Annotated in this window: 12 protein-coding genes; 8 read left to right on the forward strand and 4 right to left on the reverse strand. The window is 69.6% G+C overall.

Annotated elements, in window-relative coordinates:
* The first annotated feature begins 18 nt into the window (after window positions 1–18).
* Window positions 19–435, forward strand: a complete 417-nt coding sequence (locus ACQFZP_RS01490) for a LiaI-LiaF-like domain-containing protein (protein WP_211890113.1) — start codon at window positions 19–21, stop codon at window positions 433–435.
* 94 nt (window positions 436–529) lie between these two features.
* Here ACQFZP_RS01490 and ACQFZP_RS01495 read toward each other — a convergent pair whose 3' ends face one another.
* A complete protein-coding gene (locus tag ACQFZP_RS01495) occupies window positions 530–814 on the reverse strand; it encodes a hypothetical protein (protein ID WP_211890114.1) in 285 nt (94 codons plus the stop codon).
* 3 nt (window positions 815–817) lie between these two features.
* Here ACQFZP_RS01495 and ACQFZP_RS01500 point away from each other — a divergent pair, with 3 nt between their 5' ends.
* The 3 genes from ACQFZP_RS01500 to ACQFZP_RS01510 are packed head-to-tail and all read left to right on the forward strand — an operon-like array spanning window position 818 to window position 6340.
* Entirely contained in the window at window positions 818–4750 is a 3933-nt protein-coding gene (locus tag ACQFZP_RS01500) for an AAA family ATPase (protein ID WP_211890115.1), read from the forward strand.
* A 2-nt stretch (window positions 4751–4752) separates the two neighbouring features.
* Window positions 4753–5019, forward strand: coding sequence for a hypothetical protein (locus ACQFZP_RS01505; protein ID WP_249311996.1), 267 nt, complete (start codon window positions 4753–4755; stop codon window positions 5017–5019).
* The gene (locus tag ACQFZP_RS01510) at window positions 5012–6340 is read left to right on the forward strand and encodes an MFS transporter (protein WP_211890116.1); all 1329 of its coding nucleotides are present in this window, start codon (window positions 5012–5014) and stop codon (window positions 6338–6340) included. Before ACQFZP_RS01505 ends, ACQFZP_RS01510 begins: the two co-directional genes overlap by 8 nt.
* A gap of 109 nt (window positions 6341–6449) precedes the next feature.
* Here ACQFZP_RS01510 and mscL read toward each other — a convergent pair whose 3' ends face one another.
* Genes mscL through ACQFZP_RS01525 form a run of 3 tightly spaced genes read right to left on the reverse strand, consistent with a single transcriptional unit; the run spans window position 6450 to window position 7888 of the window.
* Window positions 6450–6887 carry a large conductance mechanosensitive channel protein MscL gene (gene mscL, locus ACQFZP_RS01515; RefSeq protein WP_104253781.1) on the reverse strand — a complete coding sequence of 146 codons (438 nt, stop codon included), beginning with the start codon at window positions 6885–6887 and terminating at the stop codon, window positions 6450–6452.
* A gap of 45 nt (window positions 6888–6932) precedes the next feature.
* Window positions 6933–7250, reverse strand: a complete 318-nt coding sequence (locus ACQFZP_RS01520; RefSeq protein WP_104312437.1) for an FmdB family zinc ribbon protein — start codon at window positions 7248–7250, stop codon at window positions 6933–6935.
* Between the two features lie 59 nt (window positions 7251–7309).
* Complete coding sequence (locus tag ACQFZP_RS01525) at window positions 7310–7888, reverse strand: 5-formyltetrahydrofolate cyclo-ligase (protein ID WP_211890117.1); 579 nt, start codon at window positions 7886–7888, stop codon at window positions 7310–7312.
* Between the two features lie 134 nt (window positions 7889–8022).
* Here ACQFZP_RS01525 and ACQFZP_RS01530 point away from each other — a divergent pair, with 134 nt between their 5' ends.
* From ACQFZP_RS01530 to ACQFZP_RS01545, 4 genes are all read left to right on the forward strand, one after another.
* Window positions 8023–8946, forward strand: a complete 924-nt coding sequence (locus ACQFZP_RS01530) for a UTP--glucose-1-phosphate uridylyltransferase (protein ID WP_104312435.1) — start codon at window positions 8023–8025, stop codon at window positions 8944–8946.
* Between the two features lie 12 nt (window positions 8947–8958).
* Window positions 8959–9606, forward strand: coding sequence for a GNAT family N-acetyltransferase (locus ACQFZP_RS01535; RefSeq protein ID WP_104312434.1), 648 nt, complete (start codon window positions 8959–8961; stop codon window positions 9604–9606).
* A gap of 97 nt (window positions 9607–9703) precedes the next feature.
* Window positions 9704–10825 (forward strand): hypothetical protein, encoded by a 1122-nt coding sequence (locus ACQFZP_RS01540; protein WP_211890118.1) that lies wholly within the window; start codon window positions 9704–9706, stop codon window positions 10823–10825.
* Between the two features lie 43 nt (window positions 10826–10868).
* Complete coding sequence (locus ACQFZP_RS01545) at window positions 10869–11801, forward strand: hypothetical protein (protein ID WP_211890119.1); 933 nt, start codon at window positions 10869–10871, stop codon at window positions 11799–11801.
* The last annotated feature ends 6 nt before the right edge of the window (window positions 11802–11807 follow it).

Here is an 11807-nt window from a genome sequence, read left to right on the forward strand (position 1 = left end):
AAGTGGAAGTGTTGGGTCATGAGCACCTCAGAACAGCGAAGGGCGAGCCTCGCGGGCCCGATCGGCCTCGGCGTCGGGCTCATCATCATGGGCACCGCCTACCTTCTTGACCGCCTCGGCGTGCTCCCCATCGAATGGGGCATCCTCTGGCCGATCTTCCCCATGATCGTGGGCGCCGTCGCCCTGATCACGAGCATCCGCAACTGGTGGGGGTGGATCCTCATCGCCGTCGGCGCGTTCTTCTTACTCAACGAGCTCGTGCTCGGCGGGCTCGGCAACATCTGGGAGCTGTGGCCGGCTGCCGTCATCGTCGTCGGCATCGTGTTCATCGTGAACGCCATCCGGGGGCGGAACAGGTCGGAGACGGTCGGCGGGGATGGGGCAGCCGGTCAGGTGCCGCCGTACGGTACCGACCCCGAGTCGCGCGAAAACTAGGCCAAGCTCGGCGCAACCCACGCGCGCCTCCACCCTCCGACCGGCCGAGACACTTACAGTGTCACGCGTGTGGGGTCTGTTTCGTAAACGAGGTTCAGAGCCGGGCGACGCGAAGAGCGACGATCACGGCTCCGGCAAGGGTGCGCCCACAAACAATGAGACGGAGCCGATTCCCGACCTGAGTCCGGTGCGGGAACGCCTCGAGCGCGAGCGCGCCGAGCGTGGTGATGGCGACCGCGATGACCACGACGACGGGCAGTCCCTCGACCTCGGACGCGACCACGAGGACGGGGTGCGCGCACGGAGCGCCGACGGTCCGAGTCTCACGCGCGGCCGTTCCTGGGTAGCGGATGCGGTAGCGCACGAACGCAAGACCCATCCAGTGCCGTCGGCGGACGAGCAGGCGCTCACCGCGCTCGACCTCGAACGCGCCGAGCAGGCGCGGGCGCTCGAAGCGGCCGTCGACGCAGCCCAGGACGCCTGGCTGCACGAGCTGGCGCAACTCGGCGGGCCATCTCCGCTCCTCGACTTCGCCGACGAACCAGGCACGTATGTCGAGCTCACCAGCGCGCACCCAGGCGGAATCGCGCCCTTTGCTGCGGGCAAGACCGTGCTGCTGTCGGCGCTCGTGCGCGAGAACTCGTCATTCCGTGGCGCTCGGGACGCCGCCGACCTCATCGCGCAGAAGGGCACCGAGCTGCTCGCCGGCCGCGGCATGAGCACGATCCAGCTCGCCACGGGCTTCGCCGAGTGGACGCAGGACGGGAAGCACTTCCGCGCGCCCATCCTCACCCGCACGGTCGACCTGCGCCGTGCAGGTCGCGACTACGAGTTCACGCTCAAGGGCCCGAGTCGCGTGAACGCCTCACTCGTGCGCCACCTCGCGCAGCACTTCGGCGTGCGCCTCCCGGTGGCCGAGCTCCTTGAGCTCGCGAAGTCCAACGACGCCTTCCTGCCGCAGCAGGTCTTCGACCGCACGCGAGCGCTCGGCGCGTCCATCCCGCAGTTCACGGTCTCGGCCCGCGCCGTCATCTCGAGCTTCGGCGAGGTGGCAAGCGCCATGCTCCGCGACACCAACGAGCTCACCCACCCGGTGCTTCGAGCCCTCGCGGGTGACGAGGAAGCACGCCGCCAGGTCGCCGCGCCGCGGCCCGCCGAGCAGCGGCCGAGCCCAGACCGTCGCGACCCGGTCGGGGACCGGTTCCTGCTGGACGCGGACACCGAGCAGGAGCGCGTCGTCGACGCGATCGCGGCCGGCAACTCAGCCGTCATCAACACGATGCCGGGCACCGGCCTCACGCAGACCGTCATCAACGCGCTCGGTCTGCTCGTCGCCGACGGCAAGCGCGTCCTCGTCGTCACGCCACGCTCAGCGAGCATCCGCGCCATCAGGGCTCGCCTCAAGAGCGTGGGACTCGAGGGCCTCGCCGTGACGCCACGAACCCTCCGCCGTGACGCGATCGCATCCATCTCGCGCAACGAGAAGGCTCGCAAGCCCGCGATGCACGAGCTCGACGACGCGCTCGTCCGTCTCCGCCACGTGCTCGCCGACTACCGCGACGCACTCGTGCACCCTGACCCCGCGCTCGGCGTCTCCGCGCTCGACGCCCTCGAGGAGCTCTCCCGCCTCGAGCTGCGAGAGCACCCGCCCATCACGACGGCGCGTCTCGACCGCGACGCCATCGAGGCCATCGCCACGGGCCGCGATGCGATCGCGCGTCAGCTCCGCGCCGCCGGCGAGCTCGGCCAGTTCAAGTACGGCCCGGACGACTCGCCCTGGTACGGCGTCTCGTTCGAGTCAACCGACGAAGCGAACCGCGCGCAAGAAGCAGCCGTTGAGCTCGACGCGGGAGTGCTGGTCGAGGTCATCGACCGGGCGCAGGAGCTCGTCGGCAGAACCCGGATGCGCCCCGCCGAGACGTACGGCGAGCTCGGCATCTACCTCCGCCTGCTGCTCGACCTGCGCGAGACGCTCGACCGCTTCCGCCCGGCGGTCTTCGACCACTCGCTGACGGACGTCATCCACGCCACGAATCCCAAGCGGGAGGGCAGCGACCTGACGTCGGCGCGCCGCCGCCAGCTGCGGCAGCTCGCGAAGGACTACGTGCGGCCCGGCGTCGTCGTGGAGGACCTCCACGAGTCGCTCAAGCTCGCCCAGCGTCAGCGCATCCTCTGGCACCGCTACGTCACGGATGGCTCCACCCCGACCGTCCCCACCGGCATCTCGGACGTCAGGAAGTTCCACCGCGAGGTCGCCGAGAAGCTGCGCCTCCTCGACGAGCCGCTCGTCGACGCCGGCGCCGTCTCGCTGAGCGAGCTGCCGCTGGCCGACCTCCCGGCCCGCATCACGGAACTCGCGGCCGACAGCGAGGTGCTGCACAACATCGTCGAGCGCCTCACCATCATCGAGCGCCTCGAGAACCTCGGCCTCACCCCGCTGCTCGAGGACCTCTCCGAGCGTCACGTCGAGGCGGATGCGCTCGGCGACGAGCTCGAGCTCGCGTGGTGGCAGTCGGTGCTGGAGGACCTCCTCGACCGCGACAAGGCCCTCCTCAACGCCAACACCCGGGTCGTGACGCGACTCGAGAGCGACTTCAGGGTCGTCGACCAGGCGCACACCGATCACTCCGCGGCGCAGCTCGCCTGGCAGCTCGCCGAGGCATGGAAGGTCGCGATCGTCGACTACAGCGAGCAGGCGGATGCGCTGCGGCAGCTGCTGCGCCGCCCCGGCGTGCCCTCCACGAAGCTCGCCCTCGAAGCTGGCGACGTCTCGAAGAGCATCGCTCAGCTCTGGCTCACGACTCCATACGATGTGCCGCTCGTCAGCGAGCGCATCCACTTCGACACCGTCGTCCTGGTGGATGCGGGAACGATGTCGATCGCCGAGAGCATCGGGGCGATCCGTCGCGGCGACCAGGTCGTCGCGTTCGGAGACCCGGTCACCCAGTACCCGACGCCGTTCACGGTCGCCGTGACCCGACCGTCGGCCGACAGCACGGACACGTGGGGTCTCCGGCACACCGACCAGGTCGGCGAGTCCGTGTACTCGCGGCTCGCCGAGTTCCTGCCAGAGCACGCGCTCACGCGCAGCTACCGAGCGGGCGGCGAAGACCTCGCTGAACTCGTCAACCGGCGCTTCTACAAGGGGCGGATCCGCTCCATGCCCTGGGCTGGCACGTTGCTCGGCCACTCGAGCCTCAGCTTCTCGTTCGTGGAGAACGGAACGGGGCTTCCCGACCCGATCACCGGCGGCGTCGAATCGACGGACGCCGAGGTGAGCCGCGTCGTCGAACTCGTCGTCGACCACGCCGTCCACCGCCCACGCGAGTCACTCATGGTGGTCACCGCGTCTGCCCTGCACGCCCGTCGAGTCGAGCAGGCCGTCTACTCCGCGGCTTCCCGACGGAGCGACATCGCAGAGTTCTTCACCTCAGCCCGCGGCGAGCCGTTCACCGTCACGACGATCGAGCTGGCCACCGCCCAGTCGCGCGACCGCGTGATCTTCTCGATCGGCTTCGGACGAACGCCGCACGGCCGCGTCCTCGCGAACTTCGGAGTGCTCGGCACCGAGCTCGGCGAACGTGCGCTTGCCGTCGCCATGACGCGTGCCCGCCGGTCTCTCGTAGTCGTCTCCTGCATCCGGCCCGGCGAGCTCGACCCGTCGCGCATGTCGCGGGGCGTTCTCGGCCTGGCGCAGATCCTCGGTGAAGCCGACCCGGACGCGGCCAAGGCAGGCACGCCCGCTGGCAGCGCCGCACCGTCTGAGCCCACTGCCGGAGACCCCGCGACCGACGAGGAGGGTGACGGCGAGGCACGCGACGTCGAGGCGCCGCCCATGCTGCTCGACCTCGCGAACCGTCTCGAGTCGTTCGGCATGACCGTCGAGCTGTTCCACCGCGGGCGCATCCCGCTGGCCGCCGCCTACCGCGGCCGTGCGATCGCGATCGACACGGACGGGCTCGACCTGCGCATCGCGGGCTCCGCGGATGCGACGCTGCGCGAGACGCTGCGCCTGCGCCCAGAACTCCTCAAGCGCCTCGGCTGGTACTACCTCCGCGTGCACTCCTTCGAGCTGTTCGCGCACCCGGAGGCCGTCGCGCGTCGCATCGGCAAGGCCCTCAAGGTGCCACTGCCCGCGGAGACGGCCGGGATCTCGGCCGGCTCGATGCAGGGGGAGCTGGGTGAGCTGACCTCCGGTCGGTCGACGATGGATGCGGGGGCCGCGGCAAGCGCGAGCCTCGCGTCGGTGACGCTGCCCGATGGCAATCAGCAGATCGCGATCGCTCGCCCGGGCGAGCCCGGCGGTTCGAGCTGAGCGTGACCCATTCGGACGACCAGAGCGAGGACGCAGCGACGCGCATCGGGGGCAAGCCGCGACGCCGCGTGACGACGGCGCCGCCGCACGGCAGCGACCCAGCGCCGCAGTCGGTGGACGGCAGGCGTGAGCCCGCCGTGCTCGCCGGCGAGGACTCTCCGAGCGCCTGGGGCGACGCCGACGTGCGCTACGCCGACGACCGTGCTGAAAGCCCCAGGGGGCCCAACGACGACCGGCTGCGCGCCGACAAGCCACCGCACTATGGCTGAGCGGGCCATCGAACCGAACGACCCCAACGTGCCGGGTTCGGATCCCGAGCATCCCACCACCGGACAGACCCCCGTCGTCTCGAGCGCGGACGGCCCCAGGCCACCGATTCCCGCGGAGATCTGGGTGCTGCTCGTCGCCACGTTCTTCATCGCGATCGGCTTCGCGCTCATCGTGCCCGTGCTGCCCCAGTACGCGTTGAGCTTCGGCGTCGGCGCGACGCTGGTCTCGGTGGTCGTGAGCGCGTTCGCGTTCATGAGACTCGTGTTCGCCCCCGGGGCAGGCGCCCTCATCAACAAGCTGGGGGAGCGGCGCATCTACGTCGCGGGACTCCTCATCGTGGCCGCATCGACGGCGGCCGTGGCGTTCGCTCAGGACTACTGGCAGCTGCTCGTCTTCCGGGGGCTCGGTGGCGTCGGGTCCGTGATGTTCACGATCTCCGCCGCCGGCATGATCGCGCGCTACTCGCCGCCGCAGATCCGCGGGCGCATCTCGGCCCTCTGGGGCGGCATCTTCCTCGTCGGCAACATCGCCGGACCCGCGGTCGGCGGGGCGCTCGCGCAGTTCGGCATCGGCGTGCCGTTCCTCGTCTACTCGGGCACCCTCGTCATCGCCGCGGCCATCGTCGGGGTCATGATGGGGCGCGCGCACCGCGTCACTGCCAAGAAGGCCGCCGAGGAGGCCGGACTGCACGATGCCGGCGACGACCGAGCCCCCGGCATGAGGAAGCTCGAGCCGAAGTCCCTGCGCGAGGCGCTCCAGGACTCCGCCTATCGTGCCTCGCTCGTGTTCGGCTTCGCGAACGGATGGGCGAACTTCGGCGTGCGGACGGCGATCCTTCCCTTGTTCGTCGTGACAAGCATCAGCCAGGAGCCCTGGGTGATCGGGGTCGTCATCGCCGTCGGCGCGGTCGGCAACGTCGTCTCGCTGCAGTATGCGGGGCGGAAGACGGACCGTGTCGGGCGTCGCCCGTTCATCCTCATCGGCCTCGGCGTCTCGGCGGTGGCGATGTTCGCGACGGCGTTCGCCAGCGATATCGTCACGATGCTCGCCTTGAGCTTTGTGCTCGGACTGGGCTCGGGGCTCGCAGCCCCCGCGGAGCAGGCCGTAATCTCCGACATCATCGGCTACGGACGCAGCGGCGGCCAGGTGCTCTCCACGTACCAGATGACGCAGGACGGTGGGAGCATCCTCGGCCCGATCGTGGCCGGCGTCATCGCCGACCTCTTCGGGTTCACCTGGGCGATCATCGTCTCGTCGCTGATGCTCGCCATCGCGTGCCTCTCCTGGGTGTGGGGCCGCGAGACGTTCCGTTCGTCCTGATCGGCCCATGGCCTGCCCTTGAGACGGCGCCGAGACGCAAGAACGCCGCCGGGGTGACCGGCGGCGTTCTTGCGCAGCGCTTGGGGCTGCGGCGCTGTAGCGAGTTCGACTAGGCGCGAGTCTCGGGGCCTTCGCCCTGGAGCTTCGCTGGCGACTCCTGCTGGGCCTTGAGGAGGTCGCGGATCTCCTCGAGGATGTCCTTCTCGGTCACGGCGGCCTCGACGGCGGGCTTCGGCTTGCCGTGGATGAGGCGGTAGCTCATGTCGTTGAGCTTGTTGATCGGCACGATGATCGCGAAGTACACGACCGCTGCGATCAGGACGAACTGGATGATCGCCGCGATGACCGCGCCGAAGCCGATCTGCGCCCCGGCGATGTTGACGGTCGCGGCCGCGATGTCGTCAGCCTGGAAGATGGTAGCGATGATCGGGTTGAAGATGCCATCGACGATGGCGGTGACGATGCCGGTGAACGCGGCGCCGATGATGACGGCGACGGCAAGCTCGATGACGTTGCCACGCATGATGAATTCGCGGAATCCCTTCACGGGGTCCCCTTTCGTTCTGTACTCGCGTACGGAGAAGTTGTCAGTTCAGGAAGAAGCTGAAGTGCTGCTGCTGGAGGTGCTGGAGGCCGCGGCTGGAGCCGGGTCCTTCTTGGCAGGTGCTGGCTTCGACTCGGAGGTGGCCCCCGAAGAGGAAGCGGAGCCGGAGCCGGAGCCCTTCTTGGCGCTGGCCGCGGAGTCGGTCCGGTAGAAACCGGATCCCTTGAAGGAGACGCCGACGGCACCGAAGACCTTGCGCAGCTTGCCTCCGCACGCGTCGCAGACCGTGAGGCTCGAGTCGGCGAACCCCTGCTGGATGTCGAAGGCGTTGTCACATTCGGTGCAACGGTAGGAATAGGTAGGCATAATCTCGCTTTCGGGACCAGGACAGCATAAACGCGCCGGAGGGCCCGCGGGGTAATGCGTCAGAAACGTGTGATCCCGGACGGCGTGACGACGCCATCCACCCGCTCGTCGTGCACCTCGCGGGGGACAACGCCGACGAGTTCGTCGTCGAAGACCACGGCGAAGACGGGCGGCCTGTCGGCCATCGAGCCGAGCGTCCGGTCGTAGTAGCCGCGCCCCCAGCCCATCCGGTAGCCCTCCAGATCGATGGATGCGGCGGGCACGATGAGGAGGTCCGCGTCGCCGAGCGCTATGGGCCCGAGGAGCTCGCCGATGGCTTCGGGAAAGCCGAGCTCGTGCGGGTGCTCCGATTCGCCGTCGGAGACGACCCAGTCGAGGAGTCCGTCTTCACGTGTGACGGGGAGGAGCACGGTGATGCCAGCGTCGCTCGCCCAGTTGAGGAACGGCCTGGTGCTCGGCTCGAACTCGCCAGAGAGGTAGCAGGAGATGCGTGTCGCGCCGTGGGCGACGACGAGCTCCCGCAGGTGGTGCGCGAGGTGTTCGGCGTGCTCCGAGAGCAGCAGCTCTCCGTGACTGCGTCGTCGCTGTCGGATCTCCGCGCGGAGGGCGCGCTTCTCGGTCTTCGCGTCGGTCGCCATGGCAAGGAGCCTAGCGAAGGGCACGTGCGCGGCTCACGCGCGGCCGTCGAGGGACCCGCAGGTGCCGCGCCGCGATGACGCGCGCGGGCGCTTCGCGTTTCGCGACGACCTGCGAGGGCCATACGATACGGCCTATGTCCTCGCGCATCACAAAGGCCGTTATTCCTGCTGCGGGTCTCGGGACGAGGTTCCTGCCTGCGACGAAAGCCATACCGAAGGAGATGCTGCCGGTGGTGGACCGGCCGGCGATCCAGTACGTGGTCGAGGAAGCAGTCGAGGCGGGCCTGTCGGACGTGCTCATGATCACCGGGCGCAACAAGACGACCCTCGAGAACCACTTCGACCGGGTCGCCGAGATCGAGGCGCTCCTCGAGGCGCGGGGCGAGACGGAGAAGCTCGCGAGGGTGCGGGCGGCGACGAATCTCGCCGACGTGCACTACCTGCGTCAGGGCGACCCGCTCGGGCTCGGGCACGCTGTGCTGCGCGCGCGTCAGCACGTCGGCGACGAGGCGTTCGCCGTGCTGCTCGGTGACGACATCATGGCGGGTGGCGGTTCGCTGCTCTCGCGCATGATCGAGGTGCACGAGGCGACGGGGGCGAGCGTCGTCGCCCTGCAGGAGGTCGACCCGGCCATGATCTCCTCCTACGGGGTCGTTGCCTATGACGCCGCCTCGAGCGTCGCGGAGGGTGTGCCGGGCGCCGGTCCGGACACGATCCAGATCACGGGTCTCGTCGAGAAGCCGTCTGTCGAGGACGCGCCCTCGAACTTCGCGGTCATCGGCCGCTACCTGCTGCGCCCCGAGGTCTTCGCCGTGCTCGAGCAGACGAAGCCGGGCGCCGGGGGAGAGATCCAGCTCACCGACGCCCTCCAGGTGCTGGCCGCGAACCGGGCGGAACTCGGCGGTGTCGTGGGCGTGGTCTACCGTGAGCGTCGCTTCGACACGGGGAACAAGCTCGACTACATCAAGGCGATCGTCGAGCTCGCCGTCGACGACCCCAAGCTGGGGCCGGCGCTCAGCCCGTGGCTGCGGCAGTTCGCGAAGTCGCTCGCAGAGTAGACTCCGCTTCCTATGAGCGCTTCCGTTCCCACGCTGACGCACGGCCCGGTGTCGCTGCGTCCCATCAGGGTCCGGGATGCGCGGGAACTCGAGTCAGTGCTGCTCGCGAACCGCGAGTGGCTGCAGCCGTGGGAGGCGACGAGCCCCGGTGGTGGCGGTCGCTGGGACGTGCGCGGCGGCATCCGCTCTCTGCTGTCCCAGGCCTCGGCGCACACGGCCCTGCCGTTCGTGATCACGTACGAGGGTCGATTCGCCGGCCAGCTGACGGTGTCTGGCATCAGCTACGGTGCCCTGTCCTCGGCGACACTCGGCTACTGGGTCGCGCGTGACTTCGCGGGGAAGGGGCTTGCGACTATCGCGACGGCGATGGCCACCGACCACTGCCTGCAGGGGCTCGGTCTGCACCGCATGGAGATCTGCATCAGACCCGAGAACGCGAAGTCCCTGCGGGTCGTCGAGAAGCTGGGCTTCCGGTACGAGGGCCTTCGTCGTCGGTACATCCACATCGACGGTGACTGGCGCGACCACTTCTGCTTCGCCGTCGTGCGCGAAGAGGTGCCGCAGGGGGTGCTGCGACGGTGGCGCGAGGGCGCCGCCGACGAGCGTGAGGCGCAGGTGCCCGAGGCTGATTGGGAGCGGACGTCGAACCCTCTCCGGTGAGGTTCAGCCCGCGCGTCGCGAGAAGTTCAGGATTCCCGAATCTGACACTCCGCAGCAATCGGCGGCCGCGGGTGCGTCCGCGCTTAATGTTGACGCCATGCAGTTCGGCAGCAGTCTCGTCCTCGCCCTGGCGGTGACGCTCTGGCTCGCCTATTTCGTGCCGACGTGGGTGCGCCGCCGCAACTACCTCGCCACTGAGCAGAACGCCATCCGCATGCAGCAGGCGCTGCACTCGCTCGCGACCACGAGCGATCTCGGTGGGGCTCGCGTGCGGGCCGACGGGCGTGGCGTGAGCGAGCAGGAGCGCCGCATCAAGCGTGCGAGGGCCGAGGCCGAGCGCGCGGAACGTGAACGCGATGAGGCGGCTCGTCGGGCACTGCCTGCCGTGACCGTGCCTCGCTCTGCTGAAGACCGCCAGCGCGCCGCGCGTGCGACCCGGCGCGGTCGTCTCGTCACCTCTCTCGTGACGCTCGTGGGCATCGTCGCGGTCGGAGTGGGCATCTCGCTCGGCGCGGCCGCAGGGGTCTGGTGGGTGCTGGTTGCCGGTGTGGTGACGGTGCTCGCCGGAGTCGCGGGCCTGCAGCGTCTCGCTCGCATCGCGAACGCGCAGCGGCTCGCGGCACGAGTCGCGGTTGGCGCCGAGCGCCAGCCGAAGGCTGAACGACGCGCGGATGCAACGATCGACTTCTCGGTGAGCGACGCGGCCGGCCCCGCAGCTCAGCCAGCCGCGGAGGTCCAGGTCACGGAGCCGCTTGACGGCTGGGTTCCCGTTCCAGTGCCGAAGCCCCTGTACCTCGAGCGTGCGTCCGCGGAGTCGCTGACTGCTCTTGAGGAGGAGTCGGGGACCCCCGGGCGGCCCGGTCCGGACGGTCCTGGCGGCGGTGTCGAGGTCGAGAAGGTCAACCACCTCGAGCTGCTTCGTGAGGCAGCGCGTCGGTCCGAGCAGAAGATTCGGGATGCGCACGCGCAGCCAGGGATCGCGACGTTCTCGACGCGCGCTTCCGCTGCGATGCAGGGGGTGCCCCTCGCGCAGACCGCGGCCACGCGTGCCGGGCTGGCCCAGTCGTCGCCGCAGCTGAGCGAGGCCGTGCTGAACCCCATCGTGGTGGCCCCGGTCGAGAAGCGGCCGAGCCGCTGGGCGAGCATGGGCATTCTGGACGAGGTCGAGCCCGGCATGGGCGATCTCGACGCCGCGCTTCGGCGTCGCCGCGTCGGCTAGTCGCCGCCAGGCGGTGCAGGCGATCCACTAGTGTGGTCGGATCATGGCAACACCAGTAGACGGCGACCCGTTCGCGAAGACCGACGACTCATCGATCGATGTGCCGAACGGGATCTTCGCGGCCGGCGATGAGACGCTCGACCGCACCGGCGCGACGAACGCTCGTCTCCTCCTCGGTGGTCCCTTCGCGCGCTTCCGTGCCGCTCCGGCTGCCGCCCGCGTGAGCTGGTTCGTGGCCGCCGTCGCACTTGTGGTCGTCGTCGTGGTGATCCCCGTCTCGATCGGCTCGTTCGCCGCGGTCCGCAAGGAGGCGCTCGCAGCCTCCACGGCTGCCCCTGCGCAGCCGGCCGTCGTGGTCCTAAGCCCGGAGACCCTCGCGGTGAGTGCGCAGGTCGACGCGATCGAGCCGGCGTACGTCATGTCGAACGGTCTTGTGACGGACGAGTCGAAGACCAAGATGGGCGACCTGCTCGCGACGGCTCGGGATCAGATCGACGCGAACGACGCCGCCGGCGCCACTTCGACGATGCAATCCGCCGTGCCGTACTTCGTCGCGGAGTACTCGCAGCGGGTTGCGACCGCAGCGGAGACCGAGGTCGAAGAGTACGACCAGTCCGAGTGGGAGACCGATGAGCGGCTGGCTGAGCTCATCGAGATCGTCCGCGCCAACGCGCAGGGTCAGGATCTGACGGCGCTGGTCGCCGCGGTCATCGAGATCCCGCAGGTGGTTGGCGATGCCCGAGCCGAGCACTTCGGCAACCGCCGCACCTACGTTCCGCCTGCTCCCACGACCGCTGCGCCTGCCCCCTCGGCGCCTGCGGCGACGCAGCCACCAGCGACCGAGGCTCCGCAGATGACGCAGGCGCCTGCGCCGTCGCAGGCTCCTGAGCCGGAAGAGACGAAGCCCCCGGAGCCGAAGCCGGAGCCGCAGCCCAGCGGTGGCCCCAACTTCACATCAGCCCCCAACGGCGACTGACCCGGC

Source organism: Pseudoclavibacter sp. Marseille-Q434, assembly GCF_050315415.1.
Taxonomy (GTDB): Bacteria; Actinomycetota; Actinomycetes; order Actinomycetales; family Microbacteriaceae; genus Pseudoclavibacter.